This is a genomic window from Mesorhizobium waitakense (assembly GCF_056431085.1).
The window spans coordinates 15,486-36,698 of the sequence record NZ_JBWKME010000064.1 but is presented as its reverse complement, the minus strand read 5'-3'; the positions used below and the strand labels follow the sequence as shown (position 1 = coordinate 36,698).

The window sequence follows — 21,213 nt, the reverse complement described above, 5'->3', positions numbered from 1 at the left end:
TTATTCCGCCGCTTGTCGTTCGCCAAAGGCGATGCCGGTGAAGGTCTGGTTCAAATGCATCGACCGGTACTGTTCGCCATAGGTGCCGAAGCCGATGACATTGTTGACCCGGTAGAGCTCCGAGATATCGCGAAATACCTGGCGGTTGCGCGCATCCAGCCGGCGCAGCACGCAGTCAAAGCCGAGGATCATGTCGATGCCGCCAAGCCGCTCCTCGACATCCCTGAGCGCCGCGCGCGTCGATTCGACCATATCCTTGGGTTGGGCGATCGACAGCACGACCCCGTCGTCTATGGCGCAGAAGAACGACAGCGAGCCATCGGGATGCATCTTCTGGATCGACCTGCAGTAATATTCGCCGCCCACCTTCACCACCACCGGATGCGAGGCGAAACTCAGCGGGGTCAGCGTCTGCGCGACGATGCCGACGGACGCGGCATATTCCTCCGCCGCATTGGTGGCGTTGAACTCGCGCACGATGCGGTGATCGGGATCGGCCGCCGTCACCACCAGCTTCTCGTCGGTGGGAACGAAATTGTCGGTCTTGAAGACGTGGAAAGGGATTTCGGTGGCGATCAGCACGATGATGGCGCTGTCGGAGGTGACGTTGCCGTTTGAGATCAGGCGCGTCGTCTCGAACTTCAGGTCGTCGCCGGCTGAGCCGCCAAGCAGCGGGATGTCGTCGAGGCCCCAATGGATGGCCGAACTTACGGCTTCCTCGGCATAGGAGAGCCCGTCGATGAAGCACAGCGCGAAGGTGCCTTTGGTGCGGTCGCAACCCAGGCGCGCGCGCAACGACCGCCGCAAGGCCTCGACCTCGCTGGTGATCCTGTCCATGCCCGACGAGGACAGATCGTCGACCATCACGCTGACGGCGGTGAACGCGGCGGACGGAAGCAGCATGGCGAGCACGTGGCCATCCTCGAGGCCTTGCGGCGTGATCTCGCCGGCGGTCGAGCAGCCCGCGTGATGAAGCGCCGGCGCGTGGCTCATGAGCGCCCGGGAAAGGGTGTCGGCCTCGACCAGGCTCTGGGAAAAAAACAGCAGCGCGAAGCCGGCGTCGATTGCCGCGGCCTCCAACGCGATCGCCTTGGCGAATGCGTCCATGTCGGGCTCATCCGTGGTGAGCGCCGACAGGCCGCATGCATAGCGCGTCCGTGAACTGGCCAGCGGTGTTCTCCGCATTTCCTCCGACGCTGTTTTATGCGCGGCTGTTTTTACAGGCTTCTGGCACGCGGGCGTCTGACAACATTGTTGCCCTCAAACCCTGTTTTGGCAATGGGCGACCGGGGCCGCAGGTTTGGGCTCGGCCATGACCGAAAGTACAAGGTAACGAGTTTGCGACGTGCTGTTTTTTGTCGATTGTGCAGTGTACGAATAACGCATGGCCGAAGCGCCAACACCGCGTCGGCAGCGTGATGACCAAGGTTGATACCCAGGGAGGAAGCATGTCGGACGTTTCGTTGATGGTGAACGGAAAACGGGTCAGCGGCGCTGCCGAGGACCGAACGCTTCTGGTTCACTTCCTGCGCGAAAATCTCGGCCTTACCGGAACGCATGTCGGTTGCGACACCTCGCAATGCGGCGCCTGCGTCGTCCATGTCGACGGCAGGGCGGTCAAATCCTGCTCGATGCTCGCGGTACAGGCCTCCGGCTCGACCGTGGTGACGATCGAGGGCCTGGCCAATGGCGCCGATCTGCATCCGGTGCAGGCCGCCTTCAAGGAACATCACGGGCTGCAGTGCGGTTTCTGCACGCCGGGCATGATCATGACGGCGACAGACATGATCAACCGCCACCCCGAAGGCCTCGACGAAGCGACGGTGCGCACCGAACTCGAGGGCAACATCTGCCGCTGCACCGGCTACCACAACATCGTGAAGGCGATCCTTGCCGCATCGAAGACGATGTCCAAGGGGTCGAAGGGCAAAGCCAGGCAAGCGGCGTGAGAAGGAAGTGGGTAGCGAATAGGGAGTAGCGAATAGTCAGCAGTCCGACCAAACGCCAACTCACTACAATTCACTACTCGCTATTCACCACTCACTATTCGCTATTTCAGCATTTCGGGAGGAATTTCTGATGGGCATTGAAGGTGTTGGCGCTCGGGTCGCGCGCAAGGAAGACAAACGATTCATCACCGGCGCCGGCCGCTATGTCGACGACATGGTGGTTCCCGGCATGAAGCATGCGGCCTTCGTGCGCAGCCCGCACGCGCATGCGCAGATCAAGAAGATCGACGTCAAAAAGGCTCAAGCCATGCCCGGCGTCATCGGCGTGCTGACCGGCAAGGAGCTCAAGGCCGACGGCATCGGCAACCTCATCTGCGGCTGGATGATCCACTCCAAGGATGGTTCGCCGATGAAGATGGGGGCGTGGTCGCCACTTGCTTTCGACCGGGTCCGCTATGTCGGCGATGCCGTCGTCATCGTCGTGGCCGAGACCAAAGGGCAGGCGCGTGATGCCGCCGAGGCGGTCGAGATCACCTACAAGGAACTGAAGGCCGTCGTCGATGCCTCGAAGGCGATGGACAAGGGCGCGCCGCAGATCCACCCCGAGGCCGACAACAATCTGATCTTCGACTGGGACATCGGCAATGCCGACGAGACGGCCGCGACGTTCAGGAAGGCGGCCCATGTCGTCAAGATGGATATCATCAACAATCGTCTCGTGCCGAACGCCATGGAGCCGCGCGCGGCTCTTGGCCACTACGACAAGGCAGAGGACCACTACACCTGCTGGACGACCTCACAAAACCCGCATGTGGCGCGGCTGGTGATGAGCGCCTTCTACAATGTCGCCCCGGAAAACAAGCTGCGCGTCATAGCCCCCGATGTCGGCGGCGGCTTCGGCTCGAAGATCTACATCTATCCCGAGGAGATCGTCTGCCTGTGGGCGTCGAAGAAGACCGGGGTGCCGGTTAAATGGGTGGCCGACCGCACCGAGAGTTTTCTGACCGACGCACATGGCCGCGACCATCACACCCATGCTGAAATGGCCTTCGACAGCGATCACAAGATCCTCGGCCTGAAGGTCGAGACCAAGGCCAATCTCGGCGCCTATATGTCGCTGTTCTCGTCGGCGACGCCGACCTACCTCTACGCGACGCTGCTGTCGGGCCAGTACAACATCCCCGCCATCCACGCCAATGTGAAGGCGATCTACACCAACACCGCACCCGTTGATGCCTATCGCGGGGCAGGGCGGCCGGAAGCAACCTTCGTCATGGAACGCATGATGGAGACCGCCGCGCGCCAGTTCGGCGTCTCACCCGCCGAGTTACGCCGCAAGAACTTCATCACCTCGTTCCCGCACCAGACGCCGGTCATCATGTGCTACGACGCCGGCGACTATGCCGCTTCGCTCGACGCGGCGATGCAGGCGTCGGACTATGCGGGCTTTGCCAAGCGCAAGGCTGCCGCCGCCAAGAAGGGGCTGCTGCGCGGCATCGGCATGAGCTGCTACATCGAGGCTTGCGGCATCGCGCCGTCGGCAGCCGTGGGTTCGCTGGGCGCCGGCGTCGGTCTGTGGGAATCAGCGGAAGTGCGGGTCAATGCCGTCGGCACGATCGAGGTGCTGACCGGCTCGCACAGCCATGGCCAGGGCCATGAGACGACCTTCGCGCAACTCGTCAACGAGCGCTTCGGCGTGCCGCTCGATTCGGTCTCGATCGTCCATGGCGATACCGACAAGGTGCAGATGGGCATGGGCACGTATGGCTCGCGCTCGGGTGCTGTCGGCATGTCGGCCATCGTCAAGGCGCTCGACAAGGTCGAGGCCAAGGCCAAGAAGATCGCCGCCCACCTGCTCGAGGCGGACGAGGGCGACATCATCATCGAGAACGGCGCGCTGAAGGTCGCAGGCACCGACAAGAACGTGCCATGGTTCCAGATGGCGCTCGCCGCCTACACCGCCCACAATCTGCCGGGCGGCATGGAGCCCGGACTGAAGGAAACGGCGTTTTATGATCCGTCGAACTTCACCTTCCCGGCGGGCTGCTACATCTGCGAGGTCGAGGTCGATCCGGAAACCGGCATGACCGAGATCATCCAGTTTGTCGCCGCCGATGATTTCGGCAACATCATCAATCCGATGATCGTCGAGGGCCAGGTGCATGGCGGACTGGCGCAAGGTATCGGTCAGGCGCTGCTCGAAGGCGCCCACTATGACAATGGCGGCCAACTGCTGACCGCGAGCTACATGGACTACACCATGCCGCGCGCCGGCGACCTGCCGTCGTTCAAGGTCTCGACCTCGAACACGTCATGCCCGGGCAATCCGCTCGGCATCAAGGGCTGCGGCGAGGCCGGCGCCATCGGCTCGCCGCCGGCGGTGATCAACGCCATCACCGACGCCATCGGCAGCAATGATCTTGCCATGCCGGCATCGCCGTCCACCGTGTGGGCAGCGATCCGCGCGAAGACGAAACACTGAGGAGGAACGAGCATGTATTCGGTCAACTATCACCGCGCCGCCTCGGTCGCCGATGCCGCCAAGCTAGTCAAGGCGGGCGATGCCAAGCTGCTTTCGGGCGGCATGACGCTGATCCCGGCGATGAAGACACGGCTCGCCGCGCCCTCCGACCTTGTCGACCTGTCGAAGATCAAGGAGTTGCAGGGGATCAAGGTGTCGGGCAAGACGGTGACCATCGGCGCCGCGACCACGCATTACGACGTTGCCAATGACGAGAAGCTGAAGAAGGCCTGCCCGGCGCTTGCCCATCTGGCGTCGCTGATCGGCGATCCGGCGGTGCGCCACCGTGGAACGATCGGCGGCTCGATCGCCAACAACGATCCGGCGGCCGACTATCCGGCGGCGCTGCTGGCGCTGGGCGCCACCATCGTCACCAACAAGCGCCAGATCGCCGCCGCCAAATTCTTCAAGGGCCTGTTCGAGACGTCGCTGAAGGAAGGCGAGATCGTTACCGCCGTCACCTTCACGGCGCCGGCTAAGGCGGCCTATGAAAAATTCCGCAACCCGGCATCGCGCTATGCGATCGTTGGTGTGTTCGTGGCCAAGGGCAAGGATGGCGTCAGCGTCGCCGTCACCGGCGCCGGTGATGACGGCGTTTTCCGTTCGAAGGAGATCGAGGCGGCGCTGGCCAAGAATTTCGCGGCCTCGGCGCTCGAAGGCGTGAAGGTGCCGGCGAAGAATTTGATGACCGACATCCACGCCTCGGCCGACTACCGCGCCAATCTGATCGCGGTGATGGCCAAGCGCGCTGTGGCTGCCGCCACCGCCTGACACCATCAGCCGCGCACAAGGAAAGGGGCCTCTGCGGCCCCTTTTCGCGTGCGGTGACTTGCAACTGTCCTGTTCCGATGGAATCGCCGACGCGCGCCAACCGTTTGCTTGAAGCAATTCCCGTCCATACTTCGCCAGGAACTGCGTCAGCGACAATCTCGCACTTGCACAAAGCGATATTGCACTGCACTATGCCGGTGACCAAACGCGAGCCGGGTTGTTAGTGTCGATCACGGCCTGCGACCCTTTCAGCATCTTTCAATGCGAAGGGAGCCGGCATGACCGACATCTCCGCGACGCATGTCGTTGCGTCCCGACCCGTCGCCGACAGAGCGGCCAGAACAAGACTAGCCTATCTCGATGGCTGGCGCGGCCTGTCGATCGCCCTGGTGCTGATCGGCCATTTCTTTCCTGTTCCCGGGATCAATCTGGGCGTGCTGGGCGTCGAATTCTTCTTCGTGCTCAGCGGCCGGCTGATGAGCGAGATCCTGTTCATCGAGCGCTACCCGCTGAAGAAATTCTTCAAGCGGCGTTTTTCCCGCATCTATCCTGCACTTCTGGTCTTCGTGGTCGTCGCCATGATTGCGCTCTCCGGCACATTCATCGCCTTCAAATGGAAGGCGGCGCTGACAGCGCTGACATTCACCTACAATTATGCCGGCATTCTCGTCACGCGGGCGGGCGCGCTCGACCATATCTGGTCGCTCTGCATCGAGGAGCACGCCTATATCATCCTGGCGCTGATCAGCGTCGTCGTCTTAAGCCGCTCTCGCGTCGTCGTGCTGCTCCTGGCGCTGGCCTTGCTTGCCATGGCCAACGGCGCGGTTTCGTACTGGGTGTTCGGGATGGACTACGAAACCACCTACTGGCGCACCGATGTGCATATCGCGTCGATCCTGCTGTCGGCCTCAATCTGCCTGCTCAAGGCGGATGGCCGACTGCTGGCGATCTTCAGAGGCAGGCACGTAGCACTGGCGGCATCGATCTTCGCCGTTCTTCTGTTCCTCGATCCAGTGCCGACGCCGATCCACTATCTCTTCGCGGTGCCGCTGCTGGCGCTGGCAGTCAACGCACTCGATTTCAGCCCGCGCTATCTGACCGGATTGCTGTCCTCCTGGCCGATGGCGACGCTCGGGCTGTGGTCGTACTCGCTCTATCTGTGGCAGCAGCCGTTCTACAAATTCGTCTATGAGCAAGGCAGCGCGCCGATCCCGATGCTGGCCGGGGTCTTTGTCTGCGCGCTCTGCAGCTACTACATCATCGAGCGGCCGGCACGCGAATGGCTCAACCGCAACTGGTAATGCCGCAGCGCTGTCGGCGCTAAGCCGACCGGCGCTTCTTGTCCGTCAGATACCGCTTGAGGCCGGCTTCGCCGCGCGGCGTCGTCCAGCGATGGTTCCAGGCGAAGGCCTGCCGCAGCAGCGGTGCGAGGAATTTGAGGATCGGCCGCAGCACCGTGACCTGCCAGGTCAATTGCACATGGGTGCCGGTGCCGGACGGCGACAATTGTAACGCGCAAGATCAGATGGCATTGGCAGGGGTTTGCCGGGAAAAGGCGGGAAATACCGGGATAGGGCGAGAGGAAGCCCGGAAAATAAGGGGTTGAGCGATATCGGGCGGGGCCAGAAAGCGGGAAAGCCAGAAATCCGCCGCGCAACTTCACTTGGCACCAAAACGGCGGCCCCGAGCCGACCCGCGCAAGATCAAATGGCAGCAAATCAGGCGGACAAACCGGCGACCAGCCGGTCGGCGTGGTGTCGGAATGGAAAAGTCAATCGGGTCCGACGAAGCTGGCCACAAGCCCCTCGGGGATGTAGCCGGCCAGAACGCATAGCCGCAGGCCGAGCTTTGTGCCGTTCAAGCTTTGCGACGCCTGATCGCCCTTGCCGGTCTTGAACAGTTCCATGTCGTGGTACAGGCGCAGGCAATGCTCCGGGTCGGCCTCGGCGCCGGCGCGGGCCGGCCCAGCGGCGACAGCCAGGACAAAGGCCGCCAGGGCCAGCGCCGGCCTCATATCGCGCCGCCGACCCAGCGGACCCGGCCGCCGATGATCAGTTCCGGCTGCTCGACGAGCGGCACTTCCTCGGTCTGGTAGCGCGGGTTGTCACTTCTGAGCAAAAGCATCCCGGAATGCAGCAATTGCAGGCGTTTGAGCCTCACCAGGCCGGCATAGACCAGGACGTAGATCGCCTCGTCGATGAACTCGCGGATCGAGATGTCGACGATCATCAGGTCGCCGTCGTTGATCGTCTCGCGCATCGAATCGCCCTGGGCGACCATCAGGCGGGCGAATTTCGGGCTGACCCCTATCCGGCGCAGCCATTCCTCGCGAAAGGCAAAGATGTCCGGCTCGCTCTCTGCATAGAAATCGACGCTGCCGGCGCCGGCGCTCGGGCGAATGTCGAGCTTGGGCACAGACACAAAGCCTTCGGGCGTTCCTCCGGTCACCATGAAGCTCTGCCCTGGGCTGCTGACGGCTCGCATCTCACCTCGATCCATTGCAAGCCAATCTAACGAGACGCCTGCAGCCTTTGCGATCTCGATGAGGTTATCCAGGCCAGGCATTGATCCTTTCAGATACTGCCGAAAGGACGAATCGCTCAGACCGGCTCTTTTCGCAAAAGCGTGAGGGGATTCGTCACCCATCGCGAGAGCCAGGCGCTCCTGGAAGGTCGTTCGCGTCATAGCGTGAACTTTTGCCGGCAGCAAAAGTTCCTCAAGCCCTTCTGGCATCCCAATATTCCCGTTACGGCACAACGACTTAGCTGTTTTTCACGTAATTCCGTGTGCCTGTGAACTTTTGCGTGGGGTGAATTCACGTTTTTACGTTGATCGACTTGCGTAATTATGCGACATTGGTGACCACTAGCGTTGTTTAAACATTTAACCATCCGGACCTCTGCAAAGGGCCGGACGATCGTGGAGCCGCCATGAACACGCCCCAGGTGTGGGACCGTCACGCCATCAACGCCGAGATCCGGCGCCGTGGCATGACCCTGACCGGAATAGCTCTGGACGCGGGCCTCTATGCCAGCGCCTGCAGGCAAGGGATCATCGGCATGAGCCGCCCAGGCGCGCAGGCCATCGCCGACGCGCTCCATATCCCCTTCCGCACGCTCTTTCCGAACAGCTACTCCCGTGGCCGTCATGACGAGGGGAAGATTAGCAGGTCGGTTGATGAGTCCGGAAGTGCAAAAGTTGCACTCATTTTAGACGCCGCACCCGGCGCGCCCTGATGGCCGCTGTCTAGCGCGAAGCAATTCGCAGACAGCCGAGAGCCAACGGGGGACCTGCCGACGTGACACCGACCAAGATCAAGATTGTTGATATCAGGGTTCCCCGGAACCGGCGCCGCACCGATCCCGCATGGGTGGCGACATTGATGGCGGACATGCGGGCCGGCAACGGCCATATGGTTCCCATCGAAGTCGTGCCCGAGACATCCGAAGGCAATCAATACCGCCTCATTCTTGGCGGGCACCGGCTCGAAGCCGTCGCCGGCCTCGGCCACACCGAGATCGATGCCTTCATTCGTGACCCGAAAGAGGTTGCGACCGAAGCGCAGATGCGCAAGCGCGAGATCGCCGAAAACCTGATCCGCCGCCAGCTCTCGGTTCTCGACCGTTCGAAGGACATCGCCGACTGGCGAGACATCTACGACGCCGAGCACGGCACCGGAAAAACCGGCCGCAGGAAGGCCCGCGAGATCGTCGAGGATGACGAATTGAGTGCAAAGTTTGCACTCAATTTCTCGGAAGCCGCGCAGACGGTCCTCGGCATTTCGCGCCGCAGTGTCTTCCATGCGCTGAAGATCGCCACCATTCCGCTGCCGGTCAGGGACAGCATCGCGCTGCATCCGATCGCCGACAGCCAGACGGACCTGCTGCTGCTCGCCGCCGAAACGCCGGAACGCCAGACCGCGATAGCTCGCTTGCTGACAACAGCGACGCCTGCAGCGCCCGAGACCGTGGCCGAAGCCATCGCCATGCTCGACAGGACGCCAAAGCCCGCAGCCGAACCGAAATGGCAGAAGGTCTCGACCGCGTTCTCCAGCCTGAAGGAGAGCGACCAGGACCGCTTCTTCGCCCTGCACGAAGCAGCGATCCAGCGCTGGCTGAAAGGGCGGCGCTGATGGTCCGCCGCGATCAACTCACCGCAGACCTGTTCGATTGGGAACCGCCGAAAGTCGCCGTCGGCTTCACGCCGGACGTTGCAGGCCGTGGCGATCTCGACAACCAGATTTCAAGGGTGGTGAGCCGCGCGCTGCGCGACTGCCGCGACGACGGAAACGGTTCGCGTGCCGACGTCGCCAAGCGGATGTCAGCCTATCTCGGCCGCACCATCTCGGAAGGCATCCTCAACAAGTGGTCGTCCGAAAGCAGCGACGAGCACCGCATTCCGCTCGACGCCTTCATCGCCCTGATCGAGGCGACCCAGGCGGATGGACTGCTGGGCTTTGTGCCCGAGAAATTCGGCTTCGCGGTGGTGCCCGCGAAGTACGCCGACATCATCGAAATAAGCCTGATCGAAGACCACGAGCGCGAGATCGCCGCCCGCAAGGCCGCGTTGCTCGCCCGCTCAAGAACAAAGCGGTGAAAGGCCACCTGATGAGCATCCTCGCCTGCAGTTTCCTCGGTGCCGCCTCCTACGCGGCCTTCCTCTACGCGGTGCACCTGTTCTTCACGCGCCAGCAGCGCAGCCGCATCGCGGCCGGCGCCGTCTTCCGCCAGCGCATGCGCAAGCACGTCCTGAAGGGGTGGATCTGGTCATGACGACCCCGCATCCCTGCGCCGTTCCCGGCTGCCCGATCGACGCCACCGGTATCTTTTGTCCCGGCCACTATTTCGCGGTGCCGCCGAAGCAGGCGCGGTGGCTGGTTGGCTGGCAGATCAGGATGATGCGCTGTGAAGACCCCGAGACCAAACAGCACATGCGCGAGCAGCTGCACGGCTACGTCCAGCAGGCCGTTCGAAACATCGAAAAATCCGAGGCGGCATCCGCCCCCAAGCCGCCCCGGATCGCGCCCGCCGCCCAACAAGCCCCCCTTGCGTGGCGGCGGGCGCTCCCAAGCAAGGGAGCCTTCTCTGATGGCTGACGGCACCAAAATCGAATGGACCGACGCGACCTGGAACCCGATCACCGGATGCCAGGTCAAATCGCCGGGCTGCAAGTTCTGCTACGCCATGAAGCTCGCCGGCACGCGGCTGAAGCATCATCCCAGCCGCGAAGGCCTGACGGTGGACAGCAAGAATGGGCCGGTCTGGAATGGCCAGGTCCGGCTCAATCGGGAATGGCTCGCGCAGCCGACCAAGTGGACCAAACCGCGCATGATCTTCGTCTGCGCGCACGGCGACCTCTTTTACGAAGAGGTCCCTGACGAATGGATCGATTGGGTGTTCGTAGCCATGGCGCTGTCGCCTCAGCACACCTTCCAGGTGCTGACGAAACGGCCCGATCGGATGCTGCGTTATCTCAACGCCAGCACGCGCCTGTTTCAGCCGCACGAGCCGCTGAAGCATGTATGGTTGGGCACGTCGGCGGAAGACCAACAGCGAGCTGACGAACGGCGCGCGCCCATGGCGGCCCTCGCCGAACTCGGCTGGACGACCTGGGTCAGCTACGAGCCGGCACTCGGCCCGGTAGACTGGACTGGTTGGGAGTTCATCAAGTGGATGGTCTCCGGCGGCGAGAGCGGTCGGGACGCCCGTCCCAACCATCCTGATTGGCACCGGGCCACACGCGATTTCTGCGCAGCCCACGACACCCCCTACCTCTTCAAGCAGTGGGGCTGCTGCATAGACATCGACCAGATCGCCGAAAGGATCGCGGCAGCGACCGGCGCCAAGGAAGCGTGGATCATCCGCGATGGTGCGGTGTGGCAGCCGTCGACCCCGCTCAATTTCAGCGACGCTGCCTGGCTTGCCGGCTTCCTTGGCCATTCATTCGAGCACCAGAGCGACGGCCGAACAATTCTGAGGATGAAAAAGGGCGAGGCCGGCCGTCTGCTCGATGGCCGCACCCATGACGGCTTTCCGCAGGTGCAGCCATGATCCTCGATTTCACCAACGAGATCGACGAGGCGCTGGCGGCCATGGGTGTTACCGGCCTGACGTCGACGCAGACCATGGCGCTGGCTGTGGTCTTCGCCAAGGTGCTCGACAAAGGCATGGGCATGGAGCGCCGGCGCGTGCTCGACATCGTCGCCCGCAAGGCAATGAACGCGGCCGAGCTTCGCGCCGATATCAATAGGTCGGTGCGATGAAAGACTGGCTGACCGCGCGCGAGATCGCAGCCGAGCAGCTGCCCGACCTGCCGGAAGACGTCAGCGGCGTCTGGCGTGTTGCCCAGCGCGAAGGCTGGGACGGCTCGGCTCAGGCGCGCAAGCGGCCGGGCCGAGGCGGCGCCACCGAGTATCACCTATCGCTCCTGCCGGCCCTTGCCCAGGTCGTCTACCGGCAGAAGCACATGGTCATCGAACGGCTGGCAAAACCCGCAGTGCCGTCCCCCGACACCAGCCTGTCGGCGCGCGCCCTGCAGGAGCGCGACGCGCGCCTGGCCGTCGTCGCCGCCTTCGAGAAATTCAGCCGCGGCCTTCAGCTCGGCTACACCACGCGGGTCCAGGTCTTCACCGACAAGTTCAACGCCGGCTCGCTGCAGATCGAGCCCTGGGTGCGCGAGATCGTGCCCAGCCTGTCGAAGCGCTCGCTCGCCCGCTGGCAGTCGCAAAAACGCGACGGCAGGGTCAATTCGCTTGGCCACGACCCGGCCCAGGCGCGCAGGGGCACCGGCGTGCTGGAAACTGCCAATGGCGGCGCCGTCAGCGCCTTCATGTTGGCGCTCCTGGCGTACCAGCCGCATCTGTCCGGCGAAGCCGTCCAGACCCAATGCCGCAGCGAGTTCGGCGATACGTTGAAGGTGGTTTCAAAGGGCGTTGAAACCGTCGTTCCAATGCCGCCGGTGCGGACATTCCAGCATGCGCTGAAGGGGCTGAAGGCAAGCCACAAGGTCGAGCTGATCAAGCTCACCAATCCTGACCAGTACCGCTCGCATCTCGCGCCTGCAGGCGTCGGTATGCTCCGCCACATCACCGAGCCCAACCAGCTCTGGCAGATTGACGCCTCTCCGGTCGACGCGCTCTGCACGGACGGACGGCATTCTGTATATGCCTGCATTGACATCGCCACGCGCCGGACGGTCTGGATGCTATCGCGGACGCCCCGCGCCTCGGCTGTCGCGCTGTTGATCCGCAAGGCCATCCTCGAATGGGGCGTGCCCGAGATCATCAAGACCGACAACGGTTCCGATTTCGTCGCCAATGATACCCAGCGCCTGTTCACTTCGCTCGACATCGAACCGGAGCTATCCGACGCCTATTCGCCGCAGCAAAAAGGGCATGTCGAGCGGGTCATCAAGACCCTGCAGCATGACCTCGGCCCACTCCTGCCTGGCTTCGTCGGCCACTCGGTCGCAGACCGGAAGGCGATCGAAAACCGCAAGTCGTTTTCTCAGCGGCTGGGCGAGAGCGAGGCCGAAACATTCGGCGTCAAGCTGACCGGTCCGCAGCTGCAAAAGCATATCGACGATTGGGCCACCACGATCTACCAGCACCATCCACATGCCGGGCTAAAGGGAGCCACACCCTTCGCCGCCGCGCTCGCCTCAACGAAACCAGTGCGCAAGGTCGACGAGCGCGCGCTCGATCTCTTGCTCATGCCGGTCGCCGGCACCGATGGCCAGCGCATCGTGACGAAGCTCGGCATCAGGATCGACCACTACCACTACCTGACGCCGACGATCTTGCCGGGGGCGGCCGTCTTCGTCCGCCAGGATCCGAACGATGCCGGCCGCGCCTATGTCTTCGCCCAGGACGGCGCCGAATTCCTTGGCGAGGCGACGTGTCCAGAGCTCTCTGGCATCCATCCGGCGACGCTCGTGCGCGCCGCCAAGGAAATCCGCGCCGAACTGCTCGACGAGCGCACCCGCGACATGAAGACCACCATGAAGCGGCTGGCCAAGGGACCGTCGTTGATCGAACGCGCGCTGGAGGTAAAGCGCCGCGACGTGCCGAACGTCATCCTGCTGCCGCGCCGTGAGGAAGCGCACTCGACAGCGCAGATCGACGCCGCGATCGCCGCCAGGGCCGAGCTGATTAACCCCACGAAGCCGCTCGACCCGGCAGCCGCTGCGGCGCACCGGCGCCTGATCGACGAGATGCGCGCCGAAGAGGCGGCGGACCTCGCCGCCAGCGTCGAAGCCATCATCGAAAAGCGGATGGCGGAAGTCGAGGCCGAGCGAACCGCGCACCTCCCGCAGGACGGAAATGTCGTCGCGCTGCCCGAGACGCCCAAGGAGCGCTACCGCCGCGCCGTCTTCGTGCATAGCCGCATCAATGCCGAGGAGCCGGTCGAGGTCGCCGATGCCCTCTGGCTTGGCGGCTACGAGCTGTCGGCCGAGTTCAAAGCGCAGTCGGCCATCCATGAGGATTTCGGGGACGCGTACCTGTCCTGAGTAAAGGCGAACGGCCCGGTGCTGGAACACCGGACCGCTCAGAAAGCAGCGCCGCGAAGCGGCACATGAACACGAGGAAGCATGATGACGGCAACACTGAAAGTCAATCGGCCGGCGCCTCTCAAGAACGTGGCGGCGTTTGCGACATTGCTGGCCACAATGGTCGATCGCGACCCCTGGCTGCCCGGCCTTGCCACCTTCTTCGGCCCATCGGGCTGGGGCAAAACGGAGAGTGCCATCTACGGCGCCAACAAGTACCGGGCGGCCTACGTCGAATGTGGCCAGTTCACCTCGGCGCGCTCGCTGCTCTCAGACATCCTGAAGGAACTGGGCGAGCCGTCGCCACGCGGCCCGATCGAGACGCTGAAGAACCAGGCGATCATGCTGATGGTCGCCGATCCGCGCCGGCCGCTGATCATCGACGAGGCGCATTTCATCGCCCACAAGCGCTTCGTCGACCTACTACGCGAACTCTCCGATAAGTCCGGCGCCCCGGTTATCCTGATCGGCGAGGAGCGTCTGCCGCACCTGCTGGAGTCCTTCGAGCGCGTCCACAACCGCGTGCTGGAGTGGCTGCCGGCGCTGCCTTGCGACGCCGAGGACTTCGCTCTGCTCGCCGCCAATCGCTGCAACGGCGTCAAGCTCGCCGCCGACCTTGCCGCTGCCATCCTGGACAAGACCAGGGGCAACACGCGCCGCATCGTCATCAACCTCGCCAAGGTCACCCAGGTGGCGCAGCTGACCGGCGCCACAGTCGTCGATCTCGCAACCTTCGGCGGCGCCGGCGCCATCAACGCCACGCCGAAATTCACCGCGAGGAAATTCCAGTGAGGCCGCTCCTCGACATGGTTCAGTTGAGCATTGCGGTTCCTCGCGGCGAAGCAGGCTTCTGGGAGATCATCCGCGAGTTGGACGAGGCAGGCCCGTGGACCGTTCGCGCGGTTAGCCAGCGCACCAACACTGCCCGCCAGCTCGTAAGCCGCTATGTGCGCAAGCTTCGCGAGGGCGGCTTCGCGGAGCTGGTCGAACAGCGCACGATCGGCGGCGGCGCTCTCCCTTCCGCAAATGTGCATCGCCTGGTCAAGAAGCCGGTGCTGGCACCACGGCTTGCGAGCGACGGAAGCGAACTTCCCGAAAGCGCCAAGGAGCAGCTCTGGCGAGCGATGAAGATGACTAAGTTGTTTGCCGCAGGAGACCTGGTTGCGGTCTGTCCGGACGTCCCGCTGTCGACGGCGCGCAACTATCTCTACGCGCTCGCCGCTGCCGGAGTGCTGGCTCAGAACGGCCATGTTTTCCGTCTGGTCAGGAACCTCGGCAACCAGGCGCCGCGCGTGCTCGCCGCCAAGCTGGTGTTCGACCCGAATGCCAAGGTCGTGGTCGGACGCTCGATCGCCCGCGAGGTCTCGCCATGAACCGGGGACCCGTCAAGAACAGCCGGCCGGACGGCAAGTCGTTCGTCGACAAGGCGACCGAGGCGCACGGCTCGCCATTGCCCGACTGGCTGGACGAACTGGCCCGCTTCGCCGATGCCAATGACCTCGGCGTCGCCGGCACGCGCATCGGCTACTCCAGGTCGGCGGTGTCGACCATCATCAGCGGCAAGTACGCCGGCGACGTCGCCCGCGTCGAGCAGATGGTGCGCGGCGCGCTGATGGCATTGACCGTCGATTGCCCGGTGCTCGGCGAGATCGGCCGCGACCGCTGCCTCACCGAACAGAAGGAGCCGTTCCGCGCCACTTCGCGGCATCGGGCCCAGCTGTTCCATGCCTGCAAAACCTGCCCCCAAAGGAGAACACAGTGATGGGTGAAAGAATGTCCCTTGAATTGTCGGACGGCCTGGCCGAACTCGACGACCTGATTTCCGACTACGCGCACGAACCCCGCATTCTCGATCCACAGGACGCCCGTATCCTGGGCGACTGCATCAAGCTTCTTCGCCACAAGGCGCGCGACCTGGAGAACAGGCTCAGCCGCGATCTCTGGAACGGAGCCGCCCGCGCAGAGCGCGCCGCCGAGGCCCAGCGCATCGCCGAGGCGGCTGTGCAGCCAGGATCGAACGTGCGCCTGTTTCCGGTCATCCCGCGCCCGTTTTCGGACGGCCGGCCGGGAGGCGCCGCATGACGATGGGCATCGAACCTCGTGAGGCGAAGGCGCTGGCTCAACTGCTCGTCGATGCGATCCTTCCCCTCATCGCCGCTGATATCGTGGCGTCGAAGCCAGCGAAGCGCGACACGCGCGACCAGGACACGATGCGGGCTTGCCGCGAAGTGGGCGCCGCCATCGATCGTCTTGAGCAGGCGAAATTCACGCCTGGCGAGATCCCGGCGCGGAAGAAACTGGAACGCGCTGCGCGCAGCCTGCGAGCGATTTTGGAGAAGCACCATGGCCGCAAGTGAGGCGCTCCTCGCCGCCGTCGCCAGGCTCGACATGTTCGAGCTTTGCAGCCGCATCATCACCAATCCCGAGCGCAACGCGCCACGGGCCACGATCGCCGAGATCTACGCCCTGGCGCGCGCCACCGAGGGCCTGTGGGCCGTCGCGCTTGAGACTGAGCTGCTGATGCGGGCGCTTGCCCTGCCGGAAACCGGCAACGAAGGCAATGACGCCGCCCGCGATGCGGCGGTCGAGGAGCAGACCGTCGAAGTCAACCGCCTCATCGCCGTGCTGCGCGGCACCACCACACCAACAACACCAACAGGAGAATGACCATGGAAATCGTTGAAACCGGCCCGCAGGCTGGTGTTGAAATGATCGGCGGAAAGCTGTTCTGGATCGACCACCAGGGTGGCTACATCCGGGACGAACTGGTCAAGCCGAAGGACAAGCTGGAGGACCAGACCGTCCGCAAGATCATCAAGTTCGCCCTCGACCTGTCGGCGCAGATCGCCCGCTTCAAGGTCAAGACGATGGCCGACCTGGCCGCTCTCGACCAGCTGGTCGCGGAGCAGTACGGGTTCGTCAAGGCCGGCAACAAGGGCAAGGGCAACCGCACCTACATGACGGTCGACGGGCTGCTGAAGGTCACCGTCCAGGTGGCCGAGTTCATGGATTTCGGCCCCGAGCTGCAGATCGCCAAGACGCTGATCGACGAGTGCCTGACCGAGTGGGCGGCAGACAGCCGGCCGGAAATCCAGACCATCGTCACCCGCGCCTTCAACACCGACCAGGAGGGCAAGGTCAACCGATCGGAGGTCCTGATGCTGCTGCGGCTGTCGATCACCGATCCGCGCTGGCTTCAGGCCATGGAAGCCATCCGCGACGCACAGCGCCCGCGCAGCTCGAAGGAGTATGTCCGCTTCGCCATGCGCGAGAGCGACAAGCACGACTGGATGGCCATCACCGTTGACATGGCGAAGGCGTAAGACCATGAACGCTCAACCCACCAAAGAGAATGGCCGGTTCTCGCGCTTTCGCAGGGATCGTGCACAAGTTACCTCAGGCCTGGCTGTCGCCACGACCGCCATGGGCTGCGCTACTTTCAGCGACTTCCTTTGCATGGCCAATGCGGTCGATGTCCTCAGGTTCGACGAGGGCAGCACCATCACCTTCGTCTGCGACAACCCGGATTTCAACGGACAGCCCAACGCCAAGGTCATTTGCAACGGCGACTGGACGAACTGGACTGATCGCGAATTTGCCGGCCACACGGTGCGTGAAGCGGTGCTGGCAGCCTTGGCTGAGAACGGAAGGCTGCAGCCATGACGCTCTGGATCGAAACACTTGAGCGCCTCGTGCCGATTGTGGAGGAGAAGCTCGCGGCCGCCAGCGCCGAGGCCGGCAAGTATAGCCACGCCGACTATGACGGCTGGCGCAAACGCAGTGCCGCCGCCGATGAGGCCCTGATCGCGTTCTTCACCGAGCATGAGGCGGCGCGGTTCAATGCCCAGGCCGCGAGAGAGTATTCAGTGAAGATGGCCGGCCTGCGCGCCAGTTCGACGGGTGGCACCGTGGCCGCCCTGCAGAACTGGCGGACGGCCGCACGCAAGCAGATCGAGAAGGCCGATGGCTTCAACCCGCATGGGTCCGGCCCGGTGCCGATCGAAGCGCGGGAGGGCTGAGATGATCCTCGACCACAACGTGCCCCTCCGCGTCCGCCACAAGAAGCGGGGGACCTTTTACGAGGTCCTTGGATCGGCGTTTCTGCAGACATCCTCGCCGCTGTCCGAGAACGCTCACCTCGTCATCTATCGTGGTGATGACGGCCAGCTCTGGGCCCGGCCTTCCAGCGAGTTTCTGGACGGCCGATTTGAAAAGGTGTCGGGATGAGTGCGCGACGCGACATGCTGACCTTTGCGGCAGCACTGGTGTTCGCCGGCATGCCCGCCGCCGCGCACGACGCGCCGACCGGCTGGACCTACCCCTTCGCCTGCTGCGCCAACTACGACTGCCAGGAGCTTTCAGACGCCGCGATCGTCGAGGGCGCACGCGGCTACGAGATCCGCGCGACCGGCGAGCTGATCCCGATGACCGACAAGCGCGTCCGGCAAAGCCCTGACGGCCGCTTCCATTGGTGCGCGCACCAGGCCGGCCTCGACGCCGGCAAGACCATCTGCCTGTTCGTGCCGCCGAGGGGGTTCTGATGACCACGATCTGGTTGAACCCGGCGCATTCCGTCATCCGCAAGTATGGCGCGTCTGTCACAGGCGCGAAGGCGATCGTGCGCGTAGAGATCGAAGTGAGCGAGCCCGCCGCGCTGGGCTATCTGCTTGAGGATTTGGCCAAGGCAAAACGCGAGGGCGAAAGTGCCTCGCGCGTTGCCAAATCTCAGCAGCGGCCAGCTCGCTCGAAGGCCGCAACCGCCGCTTTGGTTGAGCACCAGCCGATGCTCGCTATCCCGTACTTCGGAGACACCAAATGACAGCCGCCGGCCAATACAGACAACTTGCTAACCATTCTGCTGGCACGAGCGGGACAGCACTGATTTTCACTTGGTGTCGAAAGCAAATCATGCCTAATTCCGAGTTGCTTCGCGAAAAAGGCGGAGCCGGGGTTGGAAGCCCGACATGGAGCGTCCTGGTCGGGCGGCGCGGGAAGCCGAGAGGCTTGCCGTTTCCATGCGGTCTTCCAACCCGCGTTCGTCCGGCCACCAGGAAGGCCGGCGCGCGCGAAGCAGCCAGCTACACCTGTCTCAACGAAAAGGCCCTTCCCGGGGGGGAAAATAGATGTCAGGAAACCTACAGCCGATCGACCGGCTGGACTACGCCGTGCTTGCATTCGAAGGGCTCAACGACCTCGTCGCGTCGGTCCCCAATTTCCAGGAAATCAAGAGCGACAAGCTCGCGCTGCTGTTCGGTCTCGTCGCCGACGAGATCCGGAGCTGCGCCGAGGAACTGCGCCACAAATAATAAAGGCAGCGGGGTCGCGTCATGAACGCGCTCGCCGCCATCCACGTCGCCAACAAGCAGCTCGGCCTCGACGAGGACACTGCCCGCGATCTCTACGAGCGCGCGACCGGCAAGCGCAGCCTGCGCCAGATGAGCGACCGCGAGCTTCAGCTCATCGTCAGCGCGCAGCGTCAGGCGGGTTTCAAGCCGGCTGCAAAGGGCCTTCAAGGGCCATTCGCCAGGAAGCTGCAGGCGCTGTGGATCGCCGCATGGAACCTCGGCATCGTCCGCGACCGGACGGATGCCGCCATGCTGTCCTTCGTCAAGCGGCAGACAAGCATTGAGCACACCCGCTTCCTGCTCGACGCCGAGGACGCCGCCAAGGCGATCGACGCGCTCAAGGCATGGATGACGCGGGAGGCCGGCGTCGACTGGAGCCAGGGCGTCTCGACGGCCTCCTGGCTCCGTTCATCGGGTGCAAAGATTGCACTCGCGCAGTGGCAGGTTCTTTCGGTCCTGCGGGCGGTCGACCCGAACGGCTTCCGTAAGTTCGTCTTCGACACCGCCAAGCCGCTCGACCAGATGACCGAGAGCGATTGGCCGGCCGTGATGAACACGCTCGGCGAACAGATCAGGAAGGCGAAAGCATGAGCGCGCGGCTGATCTTTACGATGTCGTCGCCGAACTGGCCGAAGCTCTGGCGGTCGGCCATTCGGGTCTATCTCGATCGAGAACTCGGCCTGCTCTCGATCGAGCATGATGGCACGATCGACTGGGACGAGCTGCAGACCATCAAGAACCGCATTGCCGGCGAGCAGACCGCAGCCATCGAAGTCTATCCACCGGCCGACCGCGTCGTGAACAATATCCCGATGCGGCATCTGTGGTTGCTTGGCGCCAACGACTGGTGGCCTGACCTCGGCCGCGAAGGCGGCGCCGATCTGAGCAGCCTTCGCGATCGCTACACGGTCATCGCGGCGGCGGTGCCGGGAGGCGTCCATGGTCGCGTATAATTTCCAGCCATTCTTCGAGCCGCAGATTGTCGACCTGTTGAAGCGCCAGACGGTACGGCCAATGCGCAACCGTCACGCAAAGCCGGGCGAACCGCTCCAGCTTTTCTGCGAGCAGCGGTCCCACCATTGCCGCAAGCTTCTCTCGCCAGACCCAATTTGCGTCTCGGTGCGGCGGATCGAGATCTCGGTGAGCGAAATGATCGGCATCGCGTCGATCACGATCGCCGGCATTCCGGTTCATCGCGACGAGATTGAACAGTTTGCCAGCGCGGACGGCTTTGCCCCCAAGCATCTCGACGGTCGCGTGCCTTATCTGCACACGACCGCTCGGGGATACATGGGTGCGTTCTGGCTCGAACACCACGGCCTCGGCCGTTTCGAAGGCGTCTTGATCGAATGGGAGCCAGCATGAGCGACGAACCGGTCCACGTCACCGACCACGCGATGATCCTCTATATGGAGCGGGTGCTCGGCATGGACGTCGAGCAGCTGCGCGCCCACATAGCCGAAGCCGCCCGGCGCCACCAGGGTGCCCCATGCGTCCGCACGCTGGGCGCGCGCTTCCTGCTGGTCAACGGGCGGATCGTCACCACGATCGGGGGCCGCAGCGTGCCCGGCTATGACATCCTGGCCCGCCTCATCCACGACAGCGAAGCGACGGCGATCGCATGAGCGACGAGCGGCGATCCGCCGAGCTGCTTGACCTTCTGGGCCAGGCGGACTTCGTGCGGCTCGCAGAAACCTATGGCGGACGCCGGCTCTACGTGCCGGCGTCTGGCGACGACACGGCCCTGTCGAAAGACCTCGGGCCAGCGGCGGCCAGGAAGCTGGCCCGCCGCTATTCCGGCACTCAGATCCGCGTGCCTCTTGCCCGCGAGCTTCGGGCGCGGCAGTATCGCGCGGCCGGCGCCTCGAACGGCGAGATCGCCGGCCGCCTCGGGATCACCGAGACCGGCGTGGACAAGCTCTTCCGGCGCATGCCGGACAAGCCCGTCAAGGGCAGCCGCGATCCGCGCCAGCCCGACCTCTTCTCCAGCAACTGACAGACCGCCCGCCATGGCGGGCATCGTTGCCGCCTGCCGCCAAAGGCATGGTGATGTGAAATGGCCGGGACAAATCCCGGCCGA

At 63.8% G+C, this 21,213-nt stretch carries 34 protein-coding genes and 1 pseudogene; 30 read left to right on the top strand and 5 right to left on the bottom strand.

What is annotated here, in order from left to right; genetic code table 11:
• A complete protein-coding gene (locus AC07FD_RS15425) occupies positions 1-1,185 on the bottom strand; it encodes an FIST N-terminal domain-containing protein (RefSeq protein WP_457154870.1) in 1,185 nt (394 codons plus the stop codon).
• A gap of 263 nt (positions 1,186-1,448) precedes the next feature.
• On the opposite strand from AC07FD_RS15425, the gene AC07FD_RS15420 reads away from it, so the two are divergent.
• The 4 genes from AC07FD_RS15420 (at position 1,449) to AC07FD_RS15405 (ending at position 6,542) form a co-directional block, all read left to right on the top strand.
• Complete coding sequence (locus tag AC07FD_RS15420; protein WP_478350525.1) at positions 1,449-1,949, top strand: (2Fe-2S)-binding protein; 501 nt, start codon at positions 1,449-1,451, stop codon at positions 1,947-1,949.
• 130 nt (positions 1,950-2,079) lie between these two features.
• Entirely contained in the window at positions 2,080-4,431 is a 2,352-nt protein-coding gene (locus AC07FD_RS15415; protein WP_478350524.1) for a xanthine dehydrogenase family protein molybdopterin-binding subunit, read from the top strand.
• Positions 4,432-4,443: 12 nt separating this feature from the next.
• Entirely contained in the window at positions 4,444-5,241 is a 798-nt protein-coding gene (locus AC07FD_RS15410; RefSeq protein ID WP_478350523.1) for an FAD binding domain-containing protein, read from the top strand.
• Between the two features lie 278 nt (positions 5,242-5,519).
• Positions 5,520-6,542, top strand: a complete 1,023-nt coding sequence (locus AC07FD_RS15405; protein ID WP_478350522.1) for an acyltransferase family protein — start codon at positions 5,520-5,522, stop codon at positions 6,540-6,542.
• A gap of 19 nt (positions 6,543-6,561) precedes the next feature.
• Here the strand turns inward: AC07FD_RS15405 and AC07FD_RS15400 are convergent, their stop codons facing one another.
• The 4 genes and pseudogenes from AC07FD_RS15400 to AC07FD_RS15385 form a co-directional block, all read right to left on the bottom strand.
• The gene (locus AC07FD_RS15400; RefSeq protein WP_478350521.1) at positions 6,562-6,747 is read right to left on the bottom strand and encodes an SRPBCC family protein; all 186 of its coding nucleotides are present in this window, start codon (positions 6,745-6,747) and stop codon (positions 6,562-6,564) included.
• Positions 6,748-7,012: 265 nt separating this feature from the next.
• The gene (locus tag AC07FD_RS15395; protein ID WP_478350520.1) at positions 7,013-7,255 is read right to left on the bottom strand and encodes a hypothetical protein; all 243 of its coding nucleotides are present in this window, start codon (positions 7,253-7,255) and stop codon (positions 7,013-7,015) included.
• Positions 7,252-7,725: a S24 family peptidase gene (locus AC07FD_RS15390; protein ID WP_478350571.1), complete on the bottom strand. Its 474-nt coding sequence runs from the start codon at positions 7,723-7,725 to the stop codon at positions 7,252-7,254. Before AC07FD_RS15390 ends, AC07FD_RS15395 begins: the two co-directional genes overlap by 4 nt.
• A 6-nt stretch (positions 7,726-7,731) precedes the next feature.
• Positions 7,732-7,926 (bottom strand): annotated as a pseudogene (locus AC07FD_RS15385) (helix-turn-helix domain-containing protein); the annotation flags it as partial.
• Positions 7,927-8,171: 245 nt separating this feature from the next.
• Between AC07FD_RS15385 and AC07FD_RS15380 the strand changes: the two are divergent.
• From AC07FD_RS15380 to AC07FD_RS15255, 26 genes are all read left to right on the top strand, one after another.
• Complete coding sequence (locus tag AC07FD_RS15380; RefSeq protein ID WP_478350519.1) at positions 8,172-8,477, top strand: helix-turn-helix domain-containing protein; 306 nt, start codon at positions 8,172-8,174, stop codon at positions 8,475-8,477.
• Positions 8,478-8,539: 62 nt separating this feature from the next.
• Positions 8,540-9,373 carry a ParB/RepB/Spo0J family partition protein gene (locus tag AC07FD_RS15375; RefSeq protein ID WP_478350518.1) on the top strand — a complete coding sequence of 278 codons (834 nt, stop codon included), beginning with the start codon at positions 8,540-8,542 and terminating at the stop codon, positions 9,371-9,373.
• Positions 9,373-9,837 (top strand): hypothetical protein, encoded by a 465-nt coding sequence (locus AC07FD_RS15370; RefSeq protein ID WP_478350517.1) that lies wholly within the window; start codon positions 9,373-9,375, stop codon positions 9,835-9,837. The genes AC07FD_RS15375 and AC07FD_RS15370 overlap by 1 nt, the downstream gene beginning before the upstream one ends.
• Before the next feature lie 11 nt (positions 9,838-9,848).
• A complete protein-coding gene (locus AC07FD_RS15365) occupies positions 9,849-10,013 on the top strand; it encodes a hypothetical protein (RefSeq protein WP_478350516.1) in 165 nt (54 codons plus the stop codon).
• Complete coding sequence (locus AC07FD_RS15360; RefSeq protein WP_478350515.1) at positions 10,010-10,336, top strand: hypothetical protein; 327 nt, start codon at positions 10,010-10,012, stop codon at positions 10,334-10,336. The genes AC07FD_RS15365 and AC07FD_RS15360 overlap by 4 nt, the downstream gene beginning before the upstream one ends.
• Positions 10,329-11,291 carry a phage Gp37/Gp68 family protein gene (locus tag AC07FD_RS15355; RefSeq protein ID WP_478350514.1) on the top strand — a complete coding sequence of 321 codons (963 nt, stop codon included), beginning with the start codon at positions 10,329-10,331 and terminating at the stop codon, positions 11,289-11,291. Before AC07FD_RS15360 ends, AC07FD_RS15355 begins: the two co-directional genes overlap by 8 nt.
• A complete protein-coding gene (locus tag AC07FD_RS15350; protein ID WP_478350513.1) occupies positions 11,288-11,503 on the top strand; it encodes a hypothetical protein in 216 nt (71 codons plus the stop codon). The genes AC07FD_RS15355 and AC07FD_RS15350 overlap by 4 nt, the downstream gene beginning before the upstream one ends.
• Entirely contained in the window at positions 11,500-13,749 is a 2,250-nt protein-coding gene (locus AC07FD_RS15345; protein ID WP_478350512.1) for a transposase, read from the top strand. The genes AC07FD_RS15350 and AC07FD_RS15345 overlap by 4 nt, the downstream gene beginning before the upstream one ends.
• An 81-nt stretch (positions 13,750-13,830) precedes the next feature.
• Positions 13,831-14,580, top strand: coding sequence for an AAA family ATPase (locus AC07FD_RS15340; protein WP_478350511.1), 750 nt, complete (start codon positions 13,831-13,833; stop codon positions 14,578-14,580).
• Positions 14,577-15,161, top strand: a complete 585-nt coding sequence (locus tag AC07FD_RS15335) for a hypothetical protein (protein WP_478350510.1) — start codon at positions 14,577-14,579, stop codon at positions 15,159-15,161. Before AC07FD_RS15340 ends, AC07FD_RS15335 begins: the two co-directional genes overlap by 4 nt.
• Positions 15,158-15,550 (top strand): transcriptional regulator, encoded by a 393-nt coding sequence (locus AC07FD_RS15330; protein ID WP_478350509.1) that lies wholly within the window; start codon positions 15,158-15,160, stop codon positions 15,548-15,550. Before AC07FD_RS15335 ends, AC07FD_RS15330 begins: the two co-directional genes overlap by 4 nt.
• Positions 15,550-15,870 (top strand): hypothetical protein, encoded by a 321-nt coding sequence (locus AC07FD_RS15325; RefSeq protein WP_478350508.1) that lies wholly within the window; start codon positions 15,550-15,552, stop codon positions 15,868-15,870. Before AC07FD_RS15330 ends, AC07FD_RS15325 begins: the two co-directional genes overlap by 1 nt.
• Complete coding sequence (locus tag AC07FD_RS15320) at positions 15,867-16,145, top strand: hypothetical protein (protein ID WP_478350507.1); 279 nt, start codon at positions 15,867-15,869, stop codon at positions 16,143-16,145. The genes AC07FD_RS15325 and AC07FD_RS15320 overlap by 4 nt, the downstream gene beginning before the upstream one ends.
• Complete coding sequence (locus tag AC07FD_RS15315) at positions 16,132-16,455, top strand: hypothetical protein (RefSeq protein ID WP_478350506.1); 324 nt, start codon at positions 16,132-16,134, stop codon at positions 16,453-16,455. The genes AC07FD_RS15320 and AC07FD_RS15315 overlap by 14 nt, the downstream gene beginning before the upstream one ends.
• Before the next feature lie 2 nt (positions 16,456-16,457).
• On the top strand, positions 16,458-17,111 hold the full coding sequence (locus tag AC07FD_RS15310) for a DUF3164 family protein (RefSeq protein WP_478350505.1): 654 nt from the start codon (positions 16,458-16,460) through the stop codon (positions 17,109-17,111).
• A 4-nt stretch (positions 17,112-17,115) separates the two neighbouring features.
• Positions 17,116-17,451 (top strand): hypothetical protein, encoded by a 336-nt coding sequence (locus tag AC07FD_RS15305; RefSeq protein ID WP_478350504.1) that lies wholly within the window; start codon positions 17,116-17,118, stop codon positions 17,449-17,451.
• Positions 17,448-17,807 carry a hypothetical protein gene (locus AC07FD_RS15300; RefSeq protein ID WP_478350503.1) on the top strand — a complete coding sequence of 120 codons (360 nt, stop codon included), beginning with the start codon at positions 17,448-17,450 and terminating at the stop codon, positions 17,805-17,807. The genes AC07FD_RS15305 and AC07FD_RS15300 overlap by 4 nt, the downstream gene beginning before the upstream one ends.
• Position 17,808: 1 nt before the next feature.
• Positions 17,809-18,015 (top strand): hypothetical protein, encoded by a 207-nt coding sequence (locus AC07FD_RS15295; RefSeq protein WP_478350502.1) that lies wholly within the window; start codon positions 17,809-17,811, stop codon positions 18,013-18,015.
• Positions 18,012-18,329, top strand: coding sequence for a hypothetical protein (locus AC07FD_RS15290; RefSeq protein WP_478350501.1), 318 nt, complete (start codon positions 18,012-18,014; stop codon positions 18,327-18,329). The genes AC07FD_RS15295 and AC07FD_RS15290 overlap by 4 nt, the downstream gene beginning before the upstream one ends.
• Positions 18,329-18,607: a hypothetical protein gene (locus tag AC07FD_RS15285; RefSeq protein ID WP_478350500.1), complete on the top strand. Its 279-nt coding sequence runs from the start codon at positions 18,329-18,331 to the stop codon at positions 18,605-18,607. The genes AC07FD_RS15290 and AC07FD_RS15285 overlap by 1 nt, the downstream gene beginning before the upstream one ends.
• Before the next feature lie 304 nt (positions 18,608-18,911).
• Positions 18,912-19,094 carry a hypothetical protein gene (locus tag AC07FD_RS15280; protein ID WP_478350499.1) on the top strand — a complete coding sequence of 61 codons (183 nt, stop codon included), beginning with the start codon at positions 18,912-18,914 and terminating at the stop codon, positions 19,092-19,094.
• A 21-nt stretch (positions 19,095-19,115) separates the two neighbouring features.
• Positions 19,116-19,724, top strand: a complete 609-nt coding sequence (locus AC07FD_RS15275) for a regulatory protein GemA (RefSeq protein WP_478350498.1) — start codon at positions 19,116-19,118, stop codon at positions 19,722-19,724.
• On the top strand, positions 19,721-20,086 hold the full coding sequence (locus AC07FD_RS15270; RefSeq protein WP_478350497.1) for a DUF7694 domain-containing protein: 366 nt from the start codon (positions 19,721-19,723) through the stop codon (positions 20,084-20,086). Before AC07FD_RS15275 ends, AC07FD_RS15270 begins: the two co-directional genes overlap by 4 nt.
• Entirely contained in the window at positions 20,073-20,498 is a 426-nt protein-coding gene (locus tag AC07FD_RS15265; RefSeq protein ID WP_478350496.1) for an ASCH domain-containing protein, read from the top strand. The genes AC07FD_RS15270 and AC07FD_RS15265 overlap by 14 nt, the downstream gene beginning before the upstream one ends.
• Positions 20,495-20,758, top strand: coding sequence for a hypothetical protein (locus tag AC07FD_RS15260; RefSeq protein ID WP_478350495.1), 264 nt, complete (start codon positions 20,495-20,497; stop codon positions 20,756-20,758). Before AC07FD_RS15265 ends, AC07FD_RS15260 begins: the two co-directional genes overlap by 4 nt.
• Positions 20,755-21,129 (top strand): hypothetical protein, encoded by a 375-nt coding sequence (locus AC07FD_RS15255; protein ID WP_478350494.1) that lies wholly within the window; start codon positions 20,755-20,757, stop codon positions 21,127-21,129. The genes AC07FD_RS15260 and AC07FD_RS15255 overlap by 4 nt, the downstream gene beginning before the upstream one ends.
• Positions 21,130-21,213: the final 84 nt, after the last annotated feature.

What these genes read in the sequence shown, in the direction of transcription:
- AC07FD_RS15315 (WP_478350506.1), top strand. Translation starts at nt 16,132, where the DNA reads ATGGCCGCAAGTGAGGCGCTCCTCGCCGCCGTCGCCAGGCTCGACATG.
- AC07FD_RS15295 (WP_478350502.1), top strand. Translation starts at nt 17,809, where the DNA reads ATGATCCTCGACCACAACGTGCCCCTCCGCGTCCGCCACAAGAAGCGG.
- AC07FD_RS15280 (WP_478350499.1), top strand. Translation starts at nt 18,912, where the DNA reads ATGTCAGGAAACCTACAGCCGATCGACCGGCTGGACTACGCCGTGCTT.
- AC07FD_RS15265 (WP_478350496.1), top strand. Translation starts at nt 20,073, where the DNA reads ATGGTCGCGTATAATTTCCAGCCATTCTTCGAGCCGCAGATTGTCGAC.
- AC07FD_RS15380 (WP_478350519.1), top strand. Translation starts at nt 8,172, where the DNA reads ATGAACACGCCCCAGGTGTGGGACCGTCACGCCATCAACGCCGAGATC.
- AC07FD_RS15255 (WP_478350494.1), top strand. Translation starts at nt 20,755, where the DNA reads ATGAGCGACGAGCGGCGATCCGCCGAGCTGCTTGACCTTCTGGGCCAG.
- AC07FD_RS15325 (WP_478350508.1), top strand. Translation starts at nt 15,550, where the DNA reads ATGGGTGAAAGAATGTCCCTTGAATTGTCGGACGGCCTGGCCGAACTC.
- AC07FD_RS15290 (WP_478350501.1), top strand. Translation starts at nt 18,012, where the DNA reads ATGAGTGCGCGACGCGACATGCTGACCTTTGCGGCAGCACTGGTGTTC.
- AC07FD_RS15390 (WP_478350571.1), bottom strand. Translation starts at nt 7,725, where the DNA reads ATGCGAGCCGTCAGCAGCCCAGGGCAGAGCTTCATGGTGACCGGAGGA.
- AC07FD_RS15345 (WP_478350512.1), top strand. Translation starts at nt 11,500, where the DNA reads ATGAAAGACTGGCTGACCGCGCGCGAGATCGCAGCCGAGCAGCTGCCC.
- AC07FD_RS15305 (WP_478350504.1), top strand. Translation starts at nt 17,116, where the DNA reads ATGAACGCTCAACCCACCAAAGAGAATGGCCGGTTCTCGCGCTTTCGC.
- AC07FD_RS15275 (WP_478350498.1), top strand. Translation starts at nt 19,116, where the DNA reads ATGAACGCGCTCGCCGCCATCCACGTCGCCAACAAGCAGCTCGGCCTC.
- AC07FD_RS15370 (WP_478350517.1), top strand. Translation starts at nt 9,373, where the DNA reads ATGGTCCGCCGCGATCAACTCACCGCAGACCTGTTCGATTGGGAACCG.
- AC07FD_RS15340 (WP_478350511.1), top strand. Translation starts at nt 13,831, where the DNA reads ATGATGACGGCAACACTGAAAGTCAATCGGCCGGCGCCTCTCAAGAAC.
- AC07FD_RS15365 (WP_478350516.1), top strand. Translation starts at nt 9,849, where the DNA reads ATGAGCATCCTCGCCTGCAGTTTCCTCGGTGCCGCCTCCTACGCGGCC.
- AC07FD_RS15320 (WP_478350507.1), top strand. Translation starts at nt 15,867, where the DNA reads ATGACGATGGGCATCGAACCTCGTGAGGCGAAGGCGCTGGCTCAACTG.
- AC07FD_RS15355 (WP_478350514.1), top strand. Translation starts at nt 10,329, where the DNA reads ATGGCTGACGGCACCAAAATCGAATGGACCGACGCGACCTGGAACCCG.
- AC07FD_RS15285 (WP_478350500.1), top strand. Translation starts at nt 18,329, where the DNA reads ATGACCACGATCTGGTTGAACCCGGCGCATTCCGTCATCCGCAAGTAT.
- AC07FD_RS15260 (WP_478350495.1), top strand. Translation starts at nt 20,495, where the DNA reads ATGAGCGACGAACCGGTCCACGTCACCGACCACGCGATGATCCTCTAT.
- AC07FD_RS15415 (WP_478350524.1), top strand. Translation starts at nt 2,080, where the DNA reads ATGGGCATTGAAGGTGTTGGCGCTCGGGTCGCGCGCAAGGAAGACAAA.
- AC07FD_RS15410 (WP_478350523.1), top strand. Translation starts at nt 4,444, where the DNA reads ATGTATTCGGTCAACTATCACCGCGCCGCCTCGGTCGCCGATGCCGCC.
- AC07FD_RS15405 (WP_478350522.1), top strand. Translation starts at nt 5,520, where the DNA reads ATGACCGACATCTCCGCGACGCATGTCGTTGCGTCCCGACCCGTCGCC.
- AC07FD_RS15350 (WP_478350513.1), top strand. Translation starts at nt 11,288, where the DNA reads ATGATCCTCGATTTCACCAACGAGATCGACGAGGCGCTGGCGGCCATG.
- AC07FD_RS15310 (WP_478350505.1), top strand. Translation starts at nt 16,458, where the DNA reads ATGGAAATCGTTGAAACCGGCCCGCAGGCTGGTGTTGAAATGATCGGC.
- AC07FD_RS15330 (WP_478350509.1), top strand. Translation starts at nt 15,158, where the DNA reads ATGAACCGGGGACCCGTCAAGAACAGCCGGCCGGACGGCAAGTCGTTC.
- AC07FD_RS15270 (WP_478350497.1), top strand. Translation starts at nt 19,721, where the DNA reads ATGAGCGCGCGGCTGATCTTTACGATGTCGTCGCCGAACTGGCCGAAG.
- AC07FD_RS15425 (WP_457154870.1), bottom strand. Translation starts at nt 1,185, where the DNA reads ATGCGGAGAACACCGCTGGCCAGTTCACGGACGCGCTATGCATGCGGC.
- AC07FD_RS15300 (WP_478350503.1), top strand. Translation starts at nt 17,448, where the DNA reads ATGACGCTCTGGATCGAAACACTTGAGCGCCTCGTGCCGATTGTGGAG.
- AC07FD_RS15420 (WP_478350525.1), top strand. Translation starts at nt 1,449, where the DNA reads ATGTCGGACGTTTCGTTGATGGTGAACGGAAAACGGGTCAGCGGCGCT.
- AC07FD_RS15360 (WP_478350515.1), top strand. Translation starts at nt 10,010, where the DNA reads ATGACGACCCCGCATCCCTGCGCCGTTCCCGGCTGCCCGATCGACGCC.
- AC07FD_RS15395 (WP_478350520.1), bottom strand. Translation starts at nt 7,255, where the DNA reads ATGAGGCCGGCGCTGGCCCTGGCGGCCTTTGTCCTGGCTGTCGCCGCT.